The sequence below is a fragment of the Burkholderia sp. RF4-BP95 genome, from assembly GCF_001521985.1.
Classification (GTDB): Bacteria; Pseudomonadota; Gammaproteobacteria; order Burkholderiales; family Burkholderiaceae; genus Burkholderia; species Burkholderia diffusa.
This window is the reverse complement of record NZ_LOSX01000056.1, coordinates 205437-226264: the sequence shown is the minus strand read 5'-3', so window position 1 is coordinate 226264 and position 20828 is coordinate 205437. Positions and strand designations below refer to the sequence as shown.

Annotated in this window: 16 protein-coding genes; 11 read left to right on the top strand and 5 right to left on the bottom strand. The window is 67.8% G+C overall.

Annotated features, from left to right (window positions below; translation table 11 throughout):
* Nucleotides 1-4 precede the first annotated feature (4 nt).
* Complete coding sequence (hppD, locus tag WS46_RS20605) at nucleotides 5-1102, top strand: 4-hydroxyphenylpyruvate dioxygenase (RefSeq protein WP_059691569.1); 1098 nt, start codon at nucleotides 5-7, stop codon at nucleotides 1100-1102.
* A gap of 138 nt (nucleotides 1103-1240) precedes the next feature.
* Here the strand turns inward: hppD and WS46_RS20600 are convergent, their stop codons facing one another.
* Nucleotides 1241-1435, bottom strand: a complete 195-nt coding sequence (locus tag WS46_RS20600) for a hypothetical protein (RefSeq protein WP_059533382.1) — start codon at nucleotides 1433-1435, stop codon at nucleotides 1241-1243.
* Between the two features lie 319 nt (nucleotides 1436-1754).
* Here WS46_RS20600 and WS46_RS20595 point away from each other — a divergent pair, with 319 nt between their 5' ends.
* The gene (locus WS46_RS20595; protein ID WP_059691568.1) at nucleotides 1755-5345 is read left to right on the top strand and encodes an indolepyruvate ferredoxin oxidoreductase family protein; all 3591 of its coding nucleotides are present in this window, start codon (nucleotides 1755-1757) and stop codon (nucleotides 5343-5345) included.
* 136 nt (nucleotides 5346-5481) lie between these two features.
* Here the strand turns inward: WS46_RS20595 and WS46_RS20590 are convergent, their stop codons facing one another.
* On the bottom strand, nucleotides 5482-7752 hold the full coding sequence (locus tag WS46_RS20590) for an NADP-dependent malic enzyme (protein WP_059691567.1): 2271 nt from the start codon (nucleotides 7750-7752) through the stop codon (nucleotides 5482-5484).
* 460 nt (nucleotides 7753-8212) lie between these two features.
* Here WS46_RS20590 and WS46_RS20585 point away from each other — a divergent pair, with 460 nt between their 5' ends.
* The 7 genes from WS46_RS20585 to WS46_RS20555 all read left to right on the top strand — a co-directional run bounded on the left by WS46_RS20585 (nucleotide 8213) and on the right by WS46_RS20555 (nucleotide 15776).
* A complete protein-coding gene (locus WS46_RS20585; RefSeq protein ID WP_006752465.1) occupies nucleotides 8213-8899 on the top strand; it encodes an orotate phosphoribosyltransferase in 687 nt (228 codons plus the stop codon).
* Between the two features lie 238 nt (nucleotides 8900-9137).
* Nucleotides 9138-9740: a YbhB/YbcL family Raf kinase inhibitor-like protein gene (locus WS46_RS20580; RefSeq protein ID WP_059691566.1), complete on the top strand. Its 603-nt coding sequence runs from the start codon at nucleotides 9138-9140 to the stop codon at nucleotides 9738-9740.
* Between the two features lie 229 nt (nucleotides 9741-9969).
* Nucleotides 9970-10542, top strand: a complete 573-nt coding sequence (locus tag WS46_RS20575) for a flavodoxin family protein (RefSeq protein ID WP_059533389.1) — start codon at nucleotides 9970-9972, stop codon at nucleotides 10540-10542.
* A 191-nt stretch (nucleotides 10543-10733) separates the two neighbouring features.
* Nucleotides 10734-11684 carry an N-acetyl-gamma-glutamyl-phosphate reductase gene (argC, locus tag WS46_RS20570; RefSeq protein ID WP_059691565.1) on the top strand — a complete coding sequence of 317 codons (951 nt, stop codon included), beginning with the start codon at nucleotides 10734-10736 and terminating at the stop codon, nucleotides 11682-11684.
* A gap of 427 nt (nucleotides 11685-12111) precedes the next feature.
* Complete coding sequence (locus WS46_RS20565; RefSeq protein WP_059691564.1) at nucleotides 12112-13530, top strand: DUF2957 domain-containing protein; 1419 nt, start codon at nucleotides 12112-12114, stop codon at nucleotides 13528-13530.
* Nucleotides 13531-13685: 155 nt separating this feature from the next.
* The gene (locus tag WS46_RS20560) at nucleotides 13686-14927 is read left to right on the top strand and encodes a DUF2957 domain-containing protein (protein WP_059691563.1); all 1242 of its coding nucleotides are present in this window, start codon (nucleotides 13686-13688) and stop codon (nucleotides 14925-14927) included.
* Between the two features lie 15 nt (nucleotides 14928-14942).
* Nucleotides 14943-15776, top strand: coding sequence for an OmpW family protein (locus tag WS46_RS20555; protein WP_059533397.1), 834 nt, complete (start codon nucleotides 14943-14945; stop codon nucleotides 15774-15776).
* A gap of 204 nt (nucleotides 15777-15980) precedes the next feature.
* Here the strand turns inward: WS46_RS20555 and WS46_RS20550 are convergent, their stop codons facing one another.
* Nucleotides 15981-16901, bottom strand: coding sequence for a LysR family transcriptional regulator (locus WS46_RS20550; RefSeq protein WP_059691562.1), 921 nt, complete (start codon nucleotides 16899-16901; stop codon nucleotides 15981-15983).
* Nucleotides 16902-16997: 96 nt separating this feature from the next.
* Between WS46_RS20550 and WS46_RS20545 the strand changes: the two genes are divergently transcribed.
* Complete coding sequence (locus WS46_RS20545) at nucleotides 16998-18278, top strand: MFS transporter (RefSeq protein WP_059691561.1); 1281 nt, start codon at nucleotides 16998-17000, stop codon at nucleotides 18276-18278.
* A 73-nt stretch (nucleotides 18279-18351) separates the two neighbouring features.
* On the opposite strand, the gene WS46_RS20540 is transcribed toward WS46_RS20545, so the two are convergent.
* Both WS46_RS20540 and WS46_RS20535 read right to left on the bottom strand, forming a co-directional pair.
* Nucleotides 18352-18993, bottom strand: a complete 642-nt coding sequence (locus WS46_RS20540; protein WP_059691560.1) for a LysE family translocator — start codon at nucleotides 18991-18993, stop codon at nucleotides 18352-18354.
* A 71-nt stretch (nucleotides 18994-19064) separates the two neighbouring features.
* A complete protein-coding gene (locus WS46_RS20535; RefSeq protein WP_257130021.1) occupies nucleotides 19065-20162 on the bottom strand; it encodes an NAD(P)-dependent oxidoreductase in 1098 nt (365 codons plus the stop codon).
* Here WS46_RS20535 and WS46_RS20530 point away from each other — a divergent pair.
* Nucleotides 20052-20819, top strand: a complete 768-nt coding sequence (locus WS46_RS20530; protein WP_059691559.1) for a Mut7-C RNAse domain-containing protein — start codon at nucleotides 20052-20054, stop codon at nucleotides 20817-20819. The two genes, WS46_RS20535 and WS46_RS20530, sit on opposite strands and share 111 nt — an antisense overlap.
* The last annotated feature ends 9 nt before the right edge of the window (nucleotides 20820-20828 follow it).

The following is a 20828-nucleotide window of genomic DNA, read 5'->3' as shown; positions in this document are numbered from 1 at the left end:
CGACATGCAGATCCCCAACTGGGACAACCCCGTCGGCACCGACGGCTTCGAATTCATCGAATACACCGCTCCGGATCCGAAAGCGCTCGGACAACTGTTCGAGCGGATGGGTTTCACCGCGATCGCGCGCCATCGCCACAAGGACGTGACGGTCTACCGCCAGGGCGACATCAACTTCATCATCAACGCCGAACCCGATTCGTTCGCGCAACGCTTCGCGCGGCTGCACGGCCCGTCGATCTGCGCGATCGCGTTCCGCGTGCAGGACGCCGCGAAGGCGTACAAGCACGCGCTCGAGCTCGGCGCATGGGGCTTCGACAACAAGACGGGCCCGATGGAGCTGAACATCCCGGCGATCAAGGGCATCGGCGATTCGCTGATCTATTTCGTCGACCGCTGGCGCGGCAAGAACGGCGCGCAGCCGGGCGCGATCGGCGACATCAGCATCTACGACGTCGACTTCGAGCCGATCGTCGGCGCGAACCCGAATCCGGTCGGCCATGGTCTCACCTACATCGACCACCTGACGCACAACGTGCATCGCGGCCGCATGCAGGAATGGGCCGAGTTCTACGAGCGCCTGTTCAACTTCCGCGAAGTGCGCTACTTCGACATCGAAGGCAAGGTGACGGGCGTGAAGTCGAAGGCGATGACGTCGCCGTGCGGCAAGATCCGGATCCCGATCAACGAGGAAGGCTCGGACACGGCCGGCCAGATCCAGGAATACCTCGACGCGTACCACGGCGAAGGCATCCAGCACATCGCGCTCGGCACGAACGACATCTACGGCGCGGTCGACGGCCTGCGCGGCAAGGGTGTGAAGCTGCTCGACACGATCGACACGTATTACGAACTGGTCGACCGCCGCGTGCCGAACCACGGCGAATCGCTGGACGAACTGAAGAAGCGCAAGATCCTGATCGACGGCGCCCGCGACGACCTGCTGCTGCAGATCTTCACCGAAAACCAGATCGGCCCGATCTTCTTCGAGATCATCCAGCGCAAGGGGAATCAGGGCTTCGGCGAAGGCAACTTCAAGGCGCTGTTCGAATCGATCGAACTCGACCAGATCCGCCGCGGCGTGGTCCAGGACAAGGCCTGACGCAGACGGCCGCGCGGCGCCCCGCAGCCGGGGCCGCGCGCGCCTCGGCGGCACAGGAAAAAAGGGCGGGAATCTTGCGATTCCCGCCCTTTTGTCTTTTGCATCGTTCCGGCGCGGCCCGACGGCCGCGCGAACGGATCAACGCACGTTCGCCTTCGACACGACGACGCGCGCGGCCGCCGGTTGCGCATCGGCGGCCTGCGCCGGCGCGATCTGACGCATCTGCGCGCCGGCTGCCGCCAGTGCGCTCGCGCCTTGCGCGTGCACCGGGCCGGTCATCGCGAAAAACGCCGCGGACACGATCAGGAAACTCTGGATATGACGTGTGTTCATTGCACCTCCTTTAAAACTGCCGGCGCCTCCCCGGTTGCGTCGAAACGTGCCGACGCGGCCGGGCACCTCCGGCAGGCCGACAAGATTAACGGCATTTGTACGAAGATGGGACCGGCTTTACATGCTTTTACATGATGTAACGCATCGCCGCGCGCCGTTTCGTCGACGCGTCGCTGCCCGTCGGCCGGTGGGCGGCGGGTTTATCCCAGTGCTACCATCACTCAAAACCGGCCAATATGCCGGCCACTGCCGACACGTCCACAAGACGTCGACGCAATCGAAGCTTTGGTGATCCCAAACTGGGTGGAGGAGACAGTTAATGAATGCCCCGCTAGACGCAGGCCAACGCGCGTCGCTCGAAGCCGCGCTGAAGTCCGTCACGCTTGACGACAAATACACGCTCGAACGCGGCCGCGCTTACATGAGTGGCATCCAGGCGCTCGTGCGCCTGCCGATGCTCCAGCAGGAACGCGACCGCGCCGCCGGCCTCAACACGGCCGGCTTCATCTCCGGTTACCGCGGCTCGCCGCTCGGCGGCCTCGACCTCTCGCTCTGGAAGGCCAAGCAGCACCTCGCGGCCCACCAGATCGTCTTCCAGCCCGGTCTCAACGAAGATCTCGCCGCCACCGCCGTATGGGGCTCGCAGCAGGTGAACCTGTATCCCGGCGCGAAGCACGACGGCGTGTTCGGCATGTGGTACGGCAAGGGCCCGGGCGTCGACCGCACCGGCGACGTCTTCAAGCACGCGAACTCGGCCGGCTCGTCGCAGCACGGCGGCGTGCTCGTGCTCGCCGGCGACGACCACGCGGCGAAATCGTCGACGCTCGCGCACCAGTCCGAACACATCTTCAAGGCCTGCGGGCTGCCGGTGCTGTTCCCGTCCAACGTGCAGGAATATCTCGACTTCGGCCTGCACGGCTGGGCGATGAGCCGCTACTCGGGCCTGTGGGTCGCGCTCAAGTGCGTGACGGACGTGGTCGAATCGTCGGCATCGGTCGACATCGACCCGCATCGCACCGAGATCGTGCTGCCGACGGATTTCATCCTGCCGGAAGGCGGCCTGAACATCCGCTGGCCGGACCCGCCGCTCGTCCAGGAAGCGCGGCTGCTCGACTACAAGTGGTACGCGGCGCTGGCCTATGTGCGCGCGAACAAGCTCGACCGGATCGAGATCGATTCGCCGAATGCGCGCTTCGGGATCATGACGGGCGGCAAGGCGTACCTCGACGTGCGCCAGGCGCTGACGGACCTCGGTCTCGACGACGAAACCTGCGCGCGGATCGGCATCCGCCTGTACAAGGTCGGCTGCGTGTGGCCGCTCGAGGCGCAGGGCGCGCAGGCATTCGCGCGCGGCCTCGACGAAATCCTCGTCGTCGAGGAAAAGCGCCAGATCCTCGAATACGCGATCAAGGAAGAACTGTACAACTGGCCCGATGCGCAGCGCCCGCGCGTGTTCGGCAAGTTCGACGAGAAGGACGGCGCCGGCGGCGAATGGTCGGTGCCGATGGGCAACTGGCTGCTGCCCGCGCACTACGAACTGTCGCCCGCGATCATCGCGAAGGCGATCGCGACGCGCCTTGAGAAGTTCGAGCTGCCGTCCGACGTGCGCGCACGCATCGCCGCGCGGCTCGCGGTGATCAACGCGAAGGAAATGGCGCTCGCGAAGCCGCACGTGCAGACCGAGCGCAAGCCGTGGTTCTGCTCGGGCTGCCCGCACAACACGTCGACCAACGTGCCGGAAGGCTCGCGCGCGATCGCCGGGATCGGCTGCCACTACATGACGGTCTGGATGGACCGCAACACGAGCACCTTCAGCCAGATGGGCGGCGAAGGCGTGCCGTGGATCGGCCAGGCGCCGTTCACGGACGAGAAGCACGTATTCGCGAACCTCGGCGACGGCACCTATTTCCACTCGGGCCTGCTGGCGGTGCGCGCAGCGATCTCGTCGAAGGCGAACATCACCTACAAGATCCTCTACAACGACGCGGTCGCGATGACGGGCGGCCAGCCGGTCGACGGCGTGCTGACGGTGCCGCAGATCACGCACCAGCTCGCGTCCGAAGGCGCGAAGAAGATCGTGATCGTCACCGACGAACCGGAGAAGTACGACAGCCAGAAGGCGCTGCTCGCGCCGGGCGTGACGATCCATCACCGCGACCAGCTCGACGACGTGCAGCGCGAGCTGCGCGAGATCGAAGGCACGACGATCCTGATCTACGACCAGACCTGCGCGACCGAGAAGCGCCGCCGCCGCAAGCGCGGCACGTATCCGGACCCGGCGAAGCGCGTCGTGATCAACGACGCGGTGTGCGAAGGCTGCGGCGACTGCTCGGTGAAGTCGAACTGCCTGTCGGTCGAGCCGCTGGAAACCGAATTCGGCACGAAGCGCCAGATCAACCAGTCGAGCTGCAACAAGGACTTCTCGTGCGTGAAGGGCTTCTGCCCGAGCTTCGTCACGGTCGAAGGCGGCCAGTTGAAGAAGCCCAAGGCCGTGTCGGTGGACGGCGGTGCGCTGCCGCCGATTCCGGAGCCGACGCTGCCGGCGATCGACCGTGCATACGGCGTGCTCGTCACGGGCGTGGGCGGCACGGGCGTCGTCACCATCGGCGCGCTGCTCGGGATGGCCGCGCACCTGGAGAACAAGGGCGTGACCGTGCTCGACGTCACGGGTCTCGCGCAGAAGGGCGGCGCCGTGATGAGCCACGTGCAGATCTCGCACGCGCCGACCGACATCCACGCGACGCGGATCGCGATGGGCGAAGCCGACCTCGTGATCGGCTGCGACGCGATCGTCACGGCCGGCGACGAATGCACGTCGCGGATGCGGCACGACACGACGCGCGTGGTCGTCAACAGCGCGCAGACGCCGACCGCCGAGTTCATCAAGAACCCGAACTGGGCGTTCCCGGGTTTGTCCGCGGAGAACGACATCCGCGCGGCGGCGGGTGAAGCCGTCGACTTCATCGACGCGAACCGCTTCGCGGTCGCGCTGCTCGGCGACGCGATCTACACGAACCCGTTCGTGCTCGGCTACGCGTGGCAGAAGGGCTGGCTGCCGCTCACGCTCGCGTCGCTCCAACGCGCGATCGAGCTGAACGCGGTGTCGGTCGAGAAGAACCGCGCGGCGTTCGACTGGGGCCGCCGCGCCGCGCACGACCTCGCGAGCGTGAAGCAGGCCGCGGCCGGCGACGCCCGCCCCGCGCAAGGCGCGACGGTGATCGCGCTGCATACGAAGAAGGCGGTCGACGCACTGATCGCGAAGCGCGTGGCGTTCCTCACGGCGTACCAGAACGCCGCGTATGCGGCGCGCTATGCGGCCTTCGTCGACACGGTGCGGGCAGCCGAACGCGCGCTGGCGGACGGCGACGCCGCGCAGGAACCGCTGACCGAAGCGGTCGCGCGCAACCTGTTCAAGCTGATGGCGTACAAGGACGAATACGAGGTCGCGCGGCTGCAGTCCGATCCGGCGTTCCTCGCGCGCCTGTCGTCGCAGTTCGAAGGCGACTGGAAACTGAAGTTCCACCTCGCGCCGCCGCTGTTCGCGAAGACGGACGCGCACGGCCATCTCGTGAAGAAGGCGTACGGCCCGTGGATGCTGTCGGCGTTCCGGTTGCTGGCGAAGGCGAAGTTCCTGCGCGGCACGGGCCTCGACCCGTTCGGCCGCACCGAGGAGCGCCGCACCGAGCGCGCACTGATCGGCGAGTACGAAGCGCTGATCGGCGAGGTGCTGACCAGGCTGAACGCGGCCAACCGCCCGCTCGCGCTCGAGCTGGCGGCGCTGCCGGACGGCATTCGCGGCTACGGCCACGTGAAGGAGAACAACCTGCGCGCGGTTCGCCAGAAGTGGAACACGCTGCTCGCGAAGTGGCGTTCGCCGACGGGCGGGCAGTCGCGCCAGCAGGTCGCGTAACGGCGCGCGGCGGGCGTTCGCGGTCGGGACGTCCGCCTCCGCGCGGAGGCGGTTCATAAAAAAACGCCACGGAACGCAGGTTCCGTGGCGTTTTTCATTGCGCCGCGCGCGATGCGCGGCACACGCGGGCGCGAACTTACTTCGTGTTCGCGTTCGCGGCGGCCACTGCCGTCATGTTGATGATCCGGCGCACGGTCGCGGCCGGCGTCAGGATGTGGACCGGCTTCGCCGCGCCGAGCAGGAGCGGGCCGACCGTCACGCCTTCGCCGCCGACCATCTTCAGCAGGTTGTACGCGATGTTCGCCGCTTCGACGTTCGGCATGATCAGCAGGTTCGCTTCGCCCGACAGCGTCGTGCCCGGGAATGCGGCCTTGCGGACCGCTTCCGACAGCGCCGCGTCGCCGTGCATTTCGCCGTCGACCTCGAGGTTCGGCGCACGCTCGCTGATCAGCTTGCGGGCTTCGGCCATGCGGCGCGACGACGTCGACGGCGCGCTGCCAAAGTTCGAATTCGACAGCAGCGCGGCCTTCGGCACGATGCCGAAGCGCTCGATCTCGGCGGCCGCCTGGATCGTCATGTCGGCGAGCTGTTCGGCGCTCGGCAGTTCGTTCACGTACGTGTCGCACAGGAACAGGTTGCGGCCCGGCAGCATCAGCAGGTTCATCGCCGCGAAGTGCTCGGCGCCCTTCGCACGGCCCAGCACCTGCTCGATGAACTTCAGGTGCGTGTGGTACGTGTCGATCATCCCGCAGATCATCCCGTCCGCATCGCCCAGATGCACGAGCATCGCGCCGATCAGCGTGTTGAACTTGCGCAGCGCGGCCTTCGCGACTTCCGGCGTGACGCCGTCGCGCGCGCCGATCTCGTGGTACGCCTGCCAGTAGCGGTGGTAGCGCGTGTCGTCTTCCGGATTCACGATCTCGAAATCGACGCCGGCCTTCAGCTTCGAGCCGATCTTCGCGAGGCGCATCTCGACGACCGACGGACGGCCGACGATGATCGGCTTCGCGATCTTTTCCTGCAGCACGAACTGCGCGGCGCGCAGCACGCGCTCGTCCTCGCCCTCGGCGAACACGATGCGCGCCTGCTTCTTCTTCGCGGTCGCGAACACCGGGCGCATCACCATGCCGGTGCGGTAAACGGTCGCGCCGAGCTGCTCGCGGTATGCGTCCATGTCCTGGATCGGACGCGTGGCGACGCCCGAATCCATCGCGGCCTGCGCGACGGCCGGCGCGATCTTGATGATCAGGCGCGGATCGAACGGCTTCGGAATCAGGTATTCCGGCCCGAACTCGAGCGAGTGGCCTTCATACGCCTTCGCGACTTCCTCGCTCTGGTCGGTTTCCTCGGCCAGCTCGGCGATCGCGCGCACGCACGCGAGCTTCATTTCTTCCGTGATCGTCGTCGCGCCGACGTCGAGCGCGCCGCGGAAGATGAACGGGAAGCACAGCACGTTGTTGACCTGGTTCGGGTAGTCCGAACGGCCGGTCGCGACGATCGCGTCCGGGCGCACGGCCTTCGCGTCTTCCGGGCGGATTTCCGGTTCCGGGTTCGCGAGCGCCAGGATCAGCGGGCGGTCGCCCATCGTCTTGACCATGTCCTGCTTCAGCACGCCCGCGCTTGAGCAGCCGAGGAACACGTCCGCGCCGACGATCGCGTCGGCGAGCGTGCGTGCGTCGGTGGTCGCCGCATAGCGCTGCTTCGACGGGTCGAGGTTGCCGCGCCCTTCGTAGATCACGCCCTTCGAGTCGGCGACGAGGATGTTCGACTTCGTGAGGCCGAGGTTCACCAGCAGGTCCAGACACGCGATCGCCGCCGCGCCCGCGCCCGAGCACACGAGCTTCACTTCGGACAACTTCTTGCCGACCACCTTCAGGCCGTTCAGGATCGCGGCCGACGCGATGATCGCGGTGCCGTGCTGGTCGTCGTGGAAGACGGGGATCTTCATGCGCTCGCGCAGCTTCTGCTCGATGTAGAAGCATTCCGGCGCCTTGATGTCCTCGAGGTTGATGCCGCCGAGCGTCGGCTCGAGCATCGCGATCGCCTCGACGAGCTTGTCGGGGTCGGACTCCGAGAGTTCGATATCGAACACGTCGATGCCCGCGAACTTCTTGAACAGGCAGCCCTTGCCTTCCATCACCGGCTTCGCGGCCAGCGGGCCGATGTTGCCGAGGCCCAGCACGGCCGTGCCGTTCGTGATGACGCCGACGAGGTTGCCGCGCGACGTGTACTTCTGCGCGTCGAGCGGATCGGCGTGGATCGCCTCGCACGCGGCGGCGACGCCCGGCGAATACGCGAGCGACAGATCGAGCTGGTTCGACAGCGGCTTGGTCGGGGTGACCGAAATCTTGCCGGGTTTCGGGTTCAGGTGATAAGCGAGAGCGGCCTGCTTCAGTTGTTCGTCCATGATTGACCTGCGAGAGACATGCGAAATTTTGACGGTTCAGTACACAGCACCTTGGGCCGCGTCTGCTTGAATCGAAGGGGTGGTCGACTGCGAGACGGCACGCAGCGCGCCGGATCGGCACGCCATCGAACCTTGGCGGGTAGCAAGAGGAAAGTACAAAGTACTGAACGATTTCTAAGGGTCGCCTAGTGTACACCCCCTAAATGCCGTCCGTTGGTGCGGCGCCGCATCCTCCGCATCCGCATCGAGGCGATCCAACCCCGTTTGTTTCGCCGGTGGTGAGCCGCACGCCGAACCTGCGGGAATTCCGCCGAAAACCGGCCTGGATCGGGTAAAATAGCGGGCTACGCGCGCAGCGATGCGGTCGGCCCGCCGATCGCACCCCGGCCCCTCGGGCAGGTTCCCCTTGCTGCGCCACCGGGCCCGCGCCCGCTCTTCGCTCATCACCCAAGGAATGCCCATGACAGGCTACGATCGTCAGTCGATCTCGGATACGACCGCCAAAATCCTGCTCGAAGTGCAGGCGGTGCACTTCAATGCCGAAAAACCGTTCATCTTCACGTCCGGCTGGGCAAGCCCCGTCTATATCGACTGCCGCAAGCTGATCTCGTATCCGCGCGTGCGTCGTGCGCTGATGGAAATGGCTGAAACGACGATCATGCGCGACGTCGGCTTCGAGCAGATCGACTCGGTGGCGGGCGGCGAGACGGCCGGCATCCCGTTCGCGGCATGGCTCGCGGATCGGATGATGGTGCCGATGCAGTACGTTCGCAAGAAGCCGAAGGGTTTCGGCCGCAACGCGCAGATCGAGGGTCATCTGGAAGAAGGCTCGCGCGTGCTGCTCGTGGAAGACCTGACGACCGACAGCCGCAGCAAGATCAACTTCGTCAATGCGCTGCGCACCGCGGGCGCGACGGTGAACCACTGCTTCGTGCTGTTCCACTACAACATCTTCAAGGAAAGCGTGTCGGTCCTGAAGGACATCGACGTCGACCTGCACGCGCTGGCGACCTGGTGGGACGTGCTGCGCGTCGCGAAGGCATCGGGCTACTTCGAGACCAAGACGCTGGACGAAGTCGAGAAGTTCCTGCACGCGCCGGCCGAGTGGTCGGCCGCGCACGGCGGCGCGACGGCCCCGAAGGAGTAATGCCGGGCCGGCACGCAGCCGGCACCCTGGCCGAAAGAGCCGCTCGCCTGACCGCGAGCGGTTTTTTTTCGTCCACCGATGCGCATCGGGGCGGCCCCAATCGCGGGCCGCGGCATGCATCGCTCATCGAACCCTAATGCTAGACTTGATCCATCGTCGCCATCAGCTGCGCGGGCAACGCACAACGCCAACAATGCCGGGAGCATCGGCCCGGCCCACGTGACGGGAGAAGCGCCATATGCGTGTGGATCGCCGGATCACTTCGCCTGCGTCCCCGGGTCGTCCTTCGCCGTTCATCGCCGCCCTTCCCTGCGCCGCCGCGTGCGTCGCGTTCGCCATCCTGCCCGCGCGGGCGGAAGGCCCGTTCACCGTGTCGAGCAACGACCTGACGCCCGGCGGGCGCGTCAGCGCCGCGAACGTGTTCGACCGCGGCGACTGCAAGGGCGGCAACCGTTCGCCGCAGCTCAGCTGGCGCAACCCGCCCCCCGGCACGCACGGCTACGCGATCACGATCTTCGATCCCGATGCGCCGGGGCACGGCTGGTGGCACTGGGCCGTCGCCGGCATCCCGGCGAGCGTCACGAGCCTGCCGGCCGACGCGAGCGCGTCGGGCTTCCTGCGCCGCATCGGCGCGAGCGAGGCGCGCAACGACTTCGGGATCGACGGCTACGGCGGCCCGTGCCCGCCGCCCGGCAAGCCGCACCGCTACGTGATCACCGTCTATGCGCTGAAGGGCACGGACCTGCGCGTCGCGCAAGGGCGCCCCGCCCCGATGTTCGAGCACGAGATCGGCACGCTGGCGATCGGCACCGCACGGCTCACGGTCACTTACGGACAGTGAGCGCGCATGCGCCGCCGCCTGCCCCATTGCGCGTGTCTCCGGCCGCGATCGCCCGCGCCCGCGAATTTCCCCACGCCGCGTGCGTGCTTTTCTCCCGTCATTTCGGCTTGCTAGACTCGGCGGCACCGGTCGCGGCATCCCGCCGCGCATCCGTCGCGCCGCCCGACCGCGGCGCGTGACGCGGCAGGCCGCGGCGCCCGCCGTGTCGTCCCCTTCCGGAGAACGCTTCATGTCGAACATCGTCATCGTCTATCACAGCGGCTACGGTCACACGCAGAAACTGGCCGAAGCCGTCCACGCAGGCGCGCAGGACGCCGGCGCCACCGCACGCCTGATCGCCGTCGGCGAACTCGACGACGCGGGCTGGGCCGCGCTCGACGCGGCGGACGCGATCGTCTTCGGCGCGCCGACCTACATGGGCGGCCCGTCCGCGCAGTTCAAGCAGTTCGCCGATGCCACGTCGAAACCGTGGTTCACGCAGAAGTGGAAGGACAAGATCGCCGCGGGCTTCACGAACTCCGCGACGATGAACGGCGACAAGTTCTCGACGATTCAGTATTTCGTCACGCTGGCGATGCAACATGGGATGGTGTGGGTCGGCACGGGCATGATGCCGGCCAACTCGAAGGCGGCCACCCGCAACGACATCAACTACGTCGGCGGCTTCACGGGCCTGCTCGCGCAGTCGCCGGCGGACGCGACGCCCGACGAGGGCCCGCTGCCCGGCGACCTCGAGACCGCGAAGGCGTTCGGCCGGCGCGTCGCCGACGCGACCGCCCGCTGGCTGGCCGGCGGCCGCTGAACGAACGCGGCGGCACGCGCGCCCGCTCGCGCCGCCGGTGACGCGGCAATGCGGCGCAGGCGCGCACGAGGGACACAAGACGGCCCGCGGGCCGTCCTTTTTTTGCCCCGCGCGGTGCAGGCCCGCCGGATGAGGTCTTAAAATGGCGGTTTCAGGGCGCCGCGGCTCCCGTTTCATTCAGCGAGAACGAAATGAGCACCAAAGTTTTTGTCGACGGCCAGGAAGGTACGACCGGCCTCAAGATCTTCGAATACCTGTCGGCGCGCAACGACATCGAGATCCTGCGCATCGATGAAGCGAAGCGCAAGGACGTCGACGAGCGCCGCCGCCTGATCAACGCATCGGACGTCACGTTCCTGTGCCTGCCGGACGTCGCGTCGCGCGAATCGGCATCGCTGGTCGAGAACCCGAACACGACGCTGATCGACGCGAGCACCGCGTTCCGCACGAGCGCCGACTGGGCATACGGCCTGCCGGAACTGACGCGCGCGCAACGCGAGAAGATTCGCACGTCGAAGCGCATCGCCGTGCCGGGCTGCCATGCCTCGGCGTTCGTGCTCGCGATGCGTCCGCTCGTCGATGCCGGCATCGTCGCGCCGACCTTCGCCGCGCACAGCTATTCGATCACCGGCTACAGCGGCGGCGGCAAGTCGATGATCGCCGAATACGAAAACGCGGCGCCGGGCGGCAAGCTCGCGAGCCCGCGTCCGTATGCGCTCGCGCTCGCGCACAAGCACCTGCCGGAAATGGCCGCGCACACGGGCCTCACGCACGCGCCGATCTTCACGCCGATCGTCGGCCCGTTCCTGAAGGGCCTTGCCGTGACGACCTACTTCTCGCCCGAGCAGCTCGCGAAGCGCGCGACGCCGCAGGACGTGCAGCGCGTGTTCGCCGAGTACTACGCGGACGAGCCGTTCGTGCACGTCGCGCCGTTCAACGCGGATGCGAACCTCGACAGCGGTTTCTTCGACGTGCAGGCGAACAACGACACGAACCGCGTCGACCTGTTCGTGTTCGGCAACGAAGAGCGCTTCGTCACGATCGCGCGCCTCGACAACCTGGGCAAGGGCGCATCGGGCGCCGCGATCCAGTGCATGAACCTCAACATCGGCGCCGCCGAGGATGCAGGCCTCAAGCGCTGATTCCGCTTGCATACGATGCAAAGCCGGCCGCTGGCCGGCTTTTTATTTTCCCGTATCAGGCAATCAATAAAATCCGGTTCGCGTATTTACAAATATTTACAAGCTTTCCATTGCGCGATTACCGATTGATTAATTAACCCCATTTTATCCAGTCAATCCCGAATAGGGATAAACCGGATACCGCCGCTTTAAACGCTGCCGTTATACGCGTGAGGGCCTCGAGAGCCGTCCGTGCGTGGCAGCCGCCCCACTTCGGCAGCACTCTAGCACCCTCCACGCGTTTTAATTCTTACTGAAATCCAGATTCTGCAAGGATTCATTGCGTGCACGCTGTTTCAATCGCCTTTTTTAGACGAGTTCATCAATTGACAGCAAAAATCCAGACAGCGACATTAGCTCGCACAATTAAACGATTGGAGACAGCGGCATGTCGCACGCCTTATCGAAGGGGGTGGCAACGGCCTTTGCCATCGCCCCTTTCCTGATTGCCTGTGGTGGAGGGGACGGCGGCTCGCCCGCGCCGATCGAAGCGCCCCAATGTTCCGGATCGAGCTGCGGCACGCAAGGGCCGCCGCCGTCGCAGCCCATAAACGGCGCGCTGTGCCCGGCCAACGCCGACATCGTGAAGAGCACGTACCTCGGCGGCGCCGGTAGCGGCGAGATCGTCAGCGTCAACATCGACGCGGTCGCGATGACGTACACGCTCAAGTGGCTCGAATCGCCGATTCCGCTCGCGACCGGCACGGTCACGCCGAGCCGCGCCGGCACCACGATCACCGGCAAGGTCATCCACCCGCCGACCGGCACGCTGCCGACCGCGGAGCAGACGCGCTGCGCGTTCGTGCTCACGCCGGGTTCGGGCACGGCACCGAACGGCTCGACCTATTCGACGGCCGCCGACTTCAACCAGGCGAACCCGCCGATGCTGCTGGTCGGCATGGGCGTCGCGGGCGGCGGCATCCCCGGCGCGACGGTTCAGTACGACGGGCTGACGATCATCCCGGGCGTGATCCAGAACGTCGGCCAGGTGCCGAACCGCCACTTCGACTTCTATCCGTTCCTCGGCTTCGCGAACACGACGACCGACCTCACGAAGCTGCCCGGCACGTACAACGCGCTGATCTACCACCTCGTGCCGTCGAGCAACTACGCGACGAAGGGCACGAATTCGAGCGAGACGTTCGACACGAACGGCGCATGCACGTCGACGAATGCCGGCGGCTGCCAGACGACCGGCGATCCGTGGACGGCGAACGCGAGCGGCGGCTACCTCAACAGCGCGAAGGCGCCGCAGATCCTGCCGCAGACGCGGCTGCCGCTGATCGGCGCGACCGGCAAGTCGGCCACCGCGCACATGGTGATCGGCCAGCTCAACGGCGCGACCGTGCCGGTGGTCGTGCGCACGGGCAACGTGAACCTCGGCACGCCGCCGCTGCACGCCGACGCACAAGTCGACGACGAATCGGGCATCGCGGTGCTCGGCGCGGCGACCGCGATCCAGTCGGGCGCGATCGACGGCGGCTACGCGGGCGCCGATTCGAACTTCAAGTACACGGCCGCACTGATCCGCGGCAGCAACGCGTCGTTCATCAACCCGACCACGCAGGCAGAGGAAGACGCCTTCACGCTCGACTACGGCCAGGGAACGCCGGGCCTGCTCAACACGGCGACGACGCCGGCGAGCGGCGCGACCTACCCGTCCGCATCGGGCGTGGTGATCGCGACGGGCGGCCTGTACGCGGCGCTCATCCAGGGCACGGTGAACGGCGGCGTCACGTCGACGTCGGCGAACGCGAGCACGTCGTCGACACCGTACTTCGGCGTGGGCGCACAGATCAGCAAGTAACGATCGGGGACGCGGCGGCGGCCGGTGCGCCGCCGCGGGATGCAGGGAAGGCACGAAACGACGGCGCCCGGCACGGCGCACGCAGCACGAGCACAAGCAACAGAAGCGGTCGACAGGGAGCCGGCCGCCTGACAAGACAAATCTGGAGGAGCAACATGAAGCGCAACCTCGTTCTGGCGGCGGCCCTTGCCGCCCCCCTTCTTTCCGCATGCGGCGGCGGCAGCGACAACCCGCCTCCGCTCGTCGAAGACCGGCTCTGCCCCGCGACGCTCGACTACAGCACCGTGTTTACCGGCGGCGCGGGCAGCGGCGAACTGGCCAAGGTCCAGCTCGATACGACCAAGATGACCTGGCAGGTCACCTACGTCGAATCGGCGGTTCCGCAAAAGACCGGCACCGTCACGCCGACCCGCGCGGGCACCGTCGACAGCGGCACGCTCACGCAGGAAACGCTGCTGCCGACCAACAAGCTGAACCAGTGCGCATTCCGGCTGAACGGCGCGAGCCTCGACGCATCGCGTCCGGCGCGCATCTTCGTCGGCTTCGGCGTCGCGGGCGGCACGATTCCCGGCAAGGAGATCCAGTTCGACGGCGTGCTCGGCCAGGCCGCGGTGCCCGACACGAAATTCCCGTACTACCCGTTCATCGGCTTCTCGTCGATCGAAACCGACATCACGAAGGTCGCGGGCACGTACAGCCACATCGGCTTCGGCGAAGTGCCGTCGCAGAAATTCGCGCCGGCGTCGATCGATGCCAAGGTGACGATCAACGCGGACGGCACGTGGACCAAGTGCGACACGACCGGCCAGTTCGCCGGCGGCGCGTGCGTGCAGCAGGGCACGAACTTCGTGCAGTCGGCCGACGGCAGCGGTGCATTCCAGAGCAACAACTACCAGAGCCAGTTGAAGCCGACGCTGTCGGCGACGCCGCAGGGCAAGGGCTTCATGATCGTCGGCAAGCTGCGCAACCAGCTGGTGCCGATCCTCGTGCGCACGGGCGTCGCGAACCCGAACCCGACGCCCGACAGCAACGGCGTGCCGGGCCTGACCGCCGACGACGAATCGAGCATCTCGATCCTCTCGCCGCAGACCGCGATCGCCGCCGGCTCGCAGAACGGCGAATACATCGGCGTCGACAGCCAGTTCGACTACCGGACCACCGCGCTGATCGACAAGCAGGCCACGCTGCTCGATCCGTTCCAGCCGTCGCAGGCATCGCTCGCGACCGCGCTCGACCTGGACTACACGCAGAAGGTGCCGGGCACGGTCACGACGATCCACACGGGTTCGGGCAGCACGTCGCCGACCGGCAAGTTCATCTTCACGGGTGGCGTGTTCGGTTTCCTCGACAACGCGGGTTCGACGCCGTATTTCACGATCGGCGCGTTCGTCCAGTAAGCGGAGGCAGCCGTGATGAAGAAGACCCTTCTTTGCGCGGCGGCCGGCGCCGCCGCGCTGGCGCCGCTCGCGGCGCACGCGCAGAGCGCCGGCAGCAACGTCGTCACGCTGGGCTGGTTCCACGTGATGCCGCAGCAAAGCAGCACGCCGATGACGACCAACGTCGCGCCGACGCCGATCAACACGCCGCTGCGGCTGCCGCCGTCGTTCACGTCGCCGGGCACCGGGCTGCGTACGAGCGGCGCCGATACGGTCGGCCTGACGGTCAGCCACTTCCTGACCGACCACATCGCGGTCACGTCGGTGGCCGGCGTGCCGCCGGTGTTCAAGGTGTCGGGCCAGGGCACGATCAAGCCGCCCGGCCCTGCCGGCGCGCTCGGCACGCAGAACATCGGGCTGGCCTCGGTCAATCCGATCGTGAAGAGCGTGCGGCAGTGGAGCCCGGCGGCGATCCTGCAGTATTACTTCGGGGCGGCGAACGCGAAATTCCGGCCGTTCCTCGGCCTCGGCGTGTCGTACAACTGGTTCAGCGACCTGCAGCTCAACACGAACTTCATCAAGCAGACGCAGGACAACCTCGGCGCGATCCTCGCGGCGGGCGCGGGCAAGCCGGGTACGACATCGGTGGAAGCGAAGGCGTCGTCGTCATGGCAGCCGGTGTTCAACGCGGGCCTGCAGTACAACATGACGGAGCATTTCGGGCTGGTGGCGTCGGTGACGTATATCCCGCTGAAGACGACGTCGACGGTGACGATCAAGGCGGCCGACGGCACGGTGCTCGCCGAGTCGAAATCGGACCTGAAGGCCGACCCGATCATCAGCTACGTCGGGATGACCTACAAGTTCTGACGCCGGCGACGGAGGACGGACAGAGGACGAACGGAGGGCCCGTGCAAAAAACGCGGGCAAAAAAAAGCCCGCCTAAGAGGCGGGCTGAATCCATATCAGAGGAGACATGGAGGAGACAGGTGTAACTATAGCGAATCGATTTCTGCATTGCAACATTTCCGTAGAGAAAATCAGGATTTTCCCTCGAATGCGCACTCTAGCGCGCTAGTTCGCACCTGACCCCTTCTCGATCTCCCGGTCGAGCACCTCGCCCAGCGCATCGCGCAGCAGCGCGACCGGCCGCGTCAGGCGGCCCGGCAGTGCGCCGTGCACGATCCATACGTTGATCCGCGTCTCCAGCCCCGCCGTTTCCACCACCCTCAGTGCATCGCGATGCGCACTGCGCGCCAGCGCATTCGGCGACGCGATCCCGATGCCCGCGCCGCGCGCCACGAGCGACAGCTGCAACTCCGAACCGAACGCCTCGACCGCGACGTCGAACGGCAGCCCGGCCGCGCCGAGCGCACGGCTCAGCGCCGATCGCATCCCGCAACCGTCCTGGCTCAGCACCCACGGAAAACCCGACAGCACGTCGAGCGACAGCGGGCCGTCGGGCAGCGAGAAGTCGCGCGCGGCGACGAGTACAGTCGGCTGCGTGCCGAGCAGCGTGGCCGTCAGCGTGTCGGGTAGCGCCGCGCTGGCCGGCACCATGACCGTCGCCACGTCGAGCGTGCCGCGCTCGATGCCCTGCACCAGCGCCGGCGACCAGCCGGCCGTCACGCGCAGCGTCAGCCGCGGAAACGTGTCGCGCAGCCGGTCGATCGGCCGCTCGAGCGCCAGCTCGGACAGGAACGGCGGCACGCCGATGCGCAGTTCGCCGGACGGCTCGCTGTCGGGCGCGCCGGCCGCCATCAATTCATCGACCGCACCCAGCACGTTGCGCGCGAGCGCATAGACGTCGCGCCCGGCGGCCGTCGGCTTCAGCGGCTTGCTCTGCCGCTCGAGCAGCGGCATGCCCAGCAGCGTTTCGAGGTTCTGCACGCGTCGCGTGAGGCCCGGCTGCGTCAGATGAAGCTTCGCGGCGGCGGCGACCATCGACCCGCTGTCGACCACCGCGACGAACGCCTGGAGATCACGCGTATTCAAAGCAAACTCGCATAATCATGTTAGACATATTTCAATTGTCGCATAAACATCGGGCGCCTACGATGGGGATTCCTTCGCTCGAAACCCAGGCTTCCGATGAACTGCCCTGCCGATTCCTGCTCGCCCGCCGGCCACCCCGCGCGCGGCGCACCGCCGCCCGCACTCAGTGCGGGCATGACGCTCTTCTTCGCCGCGACGGTCGGCGTGATCGTGATGGACCTGTTCGCCGCGCAGCCGTTGACCGGCCCGATCAGCGCGGACCTGCGGCTGCCGTCCGGCCTCGCGGGCCTCGTCGCGATGCTGCCGCAGCTCGGCTACGCAGCGGGCCTCGTGCTGCTGGTGCCGCTCGTCGACCTGCTCGAGAACCGCCGTCTGATCGTCGCGACGCTCGTCGCGTGCGCGGCCGCGCTCGCACTGCCGGCGTTCACGCGATCCGGCACCGTCTTCCTGCTCGCGACGCTGGCCGCGGGCGCCGCGTCGAGCGTGATCCAGATGCTGGTGCCGATGGCCGCGTCGATGGCGCCCGAAGCGCAGCGCGGGCGAGCGGTCGGCAACGTGATGAGCGGATTGATGCTCGGCATCCTGCTGTCGCGGCCACTCGCCAGCCTGATCGCGGGCACGGCCGGCTGGCGCGCGTTCTATGCGCTGGCCGCGCTCGCGAACGCGGGGATCGCGGCGGTGCTCGCGCTACGCTTGCCGCCGCGCGTGCCGCCGATGACGGCCGGCTATCGCGCGCTGCTCGCGTCGATGGGCCGCCTGCTGGCCGACGAACCCGTGCTGCGCCGACATGCGCTGTCGGCCGCGCTCGCGATGGCCGCGTTCAGCGCGTTCTGGACCGCCGTCGGGCTGCGGCTGGCGCAGCCGCCGTTCGGCCTCGACCTGCACGGAATCGCGCTGTTCGCGTTCGCCGGCGCGAGCGGCGCGATCGTCACGCCGCTGGCCGGCCGCGCCGGCGATCGCGGCCACGGCCCGGCCGCGCAGCGCATCGCGCACGTGACGATGCTCGCCGCGCTCACCGTGCTCGGCATCGCCGGCGCCGGCTGGTTCGGCTTCGATACGTCGGCGCACCGCGGGCTCGCGCTGGCGCTGCTGGCCAGCGGCGCGGCGCTGCTCGATGCGGGCGTGATCGTCGACCAGACGATCGGCCGCCGCGAAATCAACCTGCTGAATCCGGCCGCGCGCGGACGTCTGAACGGGCTGTTCGTCGGGTTGTTCTTCGTCGGCGGGGCGCTCGGCGCGGCGCTCGCGGGCAGCGCATGGGCATGGGGCGGGTGGAGCGCCGTGTGCGGCGTCGGCTTCGCATTCGCGGGCGCGGCCGCGGCATTCGGCTGGTCGGCCGGCCGCCGGGCCGGCGCCGCCGCATGGCCGCGCGCGTGATGCGGGCCCGGACAGGAAAACGCCCCGCCCTCTGACGAGGTGCGGGGCGTCCGGCGGACCGCGCGGGCCGAATTCAGTGACGAACCAGCGCCATCATCGCGCCGAAGCCGACGAAGAGGCCGCCCGTCAGCCGGTTGAAGACCTTCGCGACGCTCTGGCTCTTCAGCGTCGCGCCGATGCGCGTGCCGAACGACGCATAGACGAGATACCAGCTGACCTCGATCACCGCGAACGTGACGACGAGGATGCCGAACTGCGGCAGCGTCGGCTCGGATGCGTTGATGAACTGCGGCAGCAGCGCGGCCGCGAACAGGATCGCCTTCGGGTTACTGCCCGCGACCAGGAAACCGTTGCGGAACAGCACCCAGCGCGATGCCGACGCGACCTGGCGCGACACGGTTTCGACGTCGGTCGCGGGCTGCTCGTCGTCGACGCGCGCGCGCCACGCCTTCACGCCGAGATAGATCAGATAGGCCGCGCCTGCAAAGCGCAACGTGTTGAACATCGCCGGCCATGCCTCGAGCACGGCGCCGAGGCCCGCCGCCGACACCGACAGCATCAGCACCAGCGCGGTGAGGCAGCCGGCCATCGTCCATACCGAACGCCGCAGCCCGTGCCGCGCGCCGTGCGTCATCACGAGCAGCATGTTCGGACCCGGAATCGCCGACACGACGAACACCGTCGCCACGAAAAGCCACCACGTATGCAGGTTCATGCCCACCCCGATCGAAAGAGAAACGAAATGTCGATTATGCCGCGCGCGCGGCGTATCTGTCCCGCGCCGGCTCAGCGGCCCGCGCGGCGCAGCGCGACTTCGCCGAGCACCGCGAAGTCCTGTTCGCCGCCGCCGTGCGCGAGCGCATCGAGCAGGCTGTCGCGCACGACGCTCGCCACCGGCAGCGGGACCGAGGCGGCGTCGCCGGCCTGCAGCGCGAGGCGCACGTCCTTCAGCCCGAGGCGCGCCTTGAAACGCGCGGGTTCGTAGCTGCGCTCGGCGATCATCCCGCCGTAGCCTTCGTAGACCGGCCCCGGAAACACGCTGTTCGTGATCACGTCGAGGAAGTCGCGCATCGCGACGCCGTGCGCGCCGAGCAGCGCGGACGCCTCGCCGAGCGTCTCGATCGCAGACGCGAGCGTGAAATTCGCCGCGATCTTCGCGACGTTCGCATGCTGCGGCAGCGAGCCGAAGCGCCAGGTCTTCTGGCCGATCGCGTCGAACAGCGGCTGCACGCGGTCGATGGCCTCGGCCGGGCCGCCGGCCATGATCGTCAGGCGCGCGGCGGCCGCGACGTCCGGGCGCCCCATCACGGGCGCGGCAACGTACGCGAGACCGCGCGACGCATGCGCGTGCGCGAGCGACTCGGCGAGCGCGACCGACACCGTGGCCATGTTCACGTGAATCAGGCCGCGCGGCGCCTGCGCGAGCAGTGCGTCGTCGAATACTTCGCGCGCCGCGGCATCGTCGGCGAGCATCGAGAACACGGCATCGCCGCGAAACGCGTCGGCCGGCGTCGCGACGATCTGCGCACCGAGCGCGGCGAGCGGCTCGGCACGCTCGCGCGACCGGTTCCAGACCCGCACGGCATGCCCTGCCTTCAGCAAGTTCGTCGCGATCGCCTGCCCCATTTCGCCCAGCCCGATAAATCCGAGATCCATTTCCCGCTCCTTCGACTCGTGAAGCGTGGAGTTAAACACAGATGGCGGTGACCTGCAGCCCCGGCGCCGGGCGGCGCGCGGCGCGCGGCGCGCGGTGCGCGGTGCGATACTGCCCGGATGGCGACCGCGACCTTCCGCTTCCACGGCGAACTGAACGCGTTTCTCGCTCGCGCCCAGCGCGAGCGCGCGTTTGCGCACGCGTTTGCCCGCGACGCGACGGTCAAGCATGCGATCGAGGCGCTCGGCGTCCCGCATACGGAAATCGGCCGGCTCTGCGTGAACGGCGCACCGTCCGGCCTCGACCGGCCGCTCGGCGACGGCGACCGCGTCGACATCCATCCGGAGCGCGCGCAGCCGGCGGGCGCATCGCTGCTGCCGCGACCGGACCATTGGCGCTTCGTCGCCGACGCGCATCTCGGCGGCCTTGCGCAGCTGCTGCGCCTCGCCGGCTTCGACACCTGCTACGACAACCACTACCGCGACGACGAACTCGTCGCGCTCGCCTCGCGCGAAGGCCGGATCGTGCTGACCCGCGACCGCGAGCTGCTGAAGCGCCGCGCGGTCGCACGCGGCTGCTACCTGCACGCGCAGCAGCCCGACGCGCAGTTGCGCGAGCTGTTCGCGCGGCTCGACCTCGCGCCGCACATGCGGCCGTTCCGGCTGTGCCTGCGCTGCAACGCGCCGCTGCACGCGCTCGATGCGGCGGACGCCGCCCCGCGCGTGCCGGACGGCGTCCGGCAGCGGCACCGGCGCTTTGCCGCGTGCGACGTGTGCCGGCGCGTGTTCTGGGAAGGGTCGCACTGGCGGCGCATGCGCGCGGTGGTCGACGCGATGCGCACGCCGCCGCCCGCGGCCCTCGACGTTCCGGACGTCGCGGACGCCTGAAAAAACAAA

Coding starts and splice junctions, on each gene's coding strand:
- hppD (WP_059691569.1), top strand. CDS start 5: ATGCAGATCCCCAACTGGGACAACCCCGTCGGCACCGACGGCTTCGAA.
- WS46_RS20600 (WP_059533382.1), bottom strand. CDS start 1,435: ATGAACACACGTCATATCCAGAGTTTCCTGATCGTGTCCGCGGCGTTT.
- WS46_RS20595 (WP_059691568.1), top strand. CDS start 1,755: ATGAATGCCCCGCTAGACGCAGGCCAACGCGCGTCGCTCGAAGCCGCG.
- WS46_RS20590 (WP_059691567.1), bottom strand. CDS start 7,752: ATGGACGAACAACTGAAGCAGGCCGCTCTCGCTTATCACCTGAACCCG.
- WS46_RS20585 (WP_006752465.1), top strand. CDS start 8,213: ATGACAGGCTACGATCGTCAGTCGATCTCGGATACGACCGCCAAAATC.
- WS46_RS20580 (WP_059691566.1), top strand. CDS start 9,138: ATGCGTGTGGATCGCCGGATCACTTCGCCTGCGTCCCCGGGTCGTCCT.
- WS46_RS20575 (WP_059533389.1), top strand. CDS start 9,970: ATGTCGAACATCGTCATCGTCTATCACAGCGGCTACGGTCACACGCAG.
- argC (WP_059691565.1), top strand. CDS start 10,734: ATGAGCACCAAAGTTTTTGTCGACGGCCAGGAAGGTACGACCGGCCTC.
- WS46_RS20565 (WP_059691564.1), top strand. CDS start 12,112: ATGTCGCACGCCTTATCGAAGGGGGTGGCAACGGCCTTTGCCATCGCC.
- WS46_RS20560 (WP_059691563.1), top strand. CDS start 13,686: ATGAAGCGCAACCTCGTTCTGGCGGCGGCCCTTGCCGCCCCCCTTCTT.
- WS46_RS20555 (WP_059533397.1), top strand. CDS start 14,943: ATGAAGAAGACCCTTCTTTGCGCGGCGGCCGGCGCCGCCGCGCTGGCG.
- WS46_RS20545 (WP_059691561.1), top strand. CDS start 16,998: ATGAACTGCCCTGCCGATTCCTGCTCGCCCGCCGGCCACCCCGCGCGC.
- WS46_RS20540 (WP_059691560.1), bottom strand. CDS start 18,993: ATGAACCTGCATACGTGGTGGCTTTTCGTGGCGACGGTGTTCGTCGTG.
- WS46_RS20530 (WP_059691559.1), top strand. CDS start 20,052: ATGGCGACCGCGACCTTCCGCTTCCACGGCGAACTGAACGCGTTTCTC.
- WS46_RS20535 (WP_257130021.1), bottom strand. CDS start 20,162: ATGCTTGACCGTCGCGTCGCGGGCAAACGCGTGCGCAAACGCGCGCTC.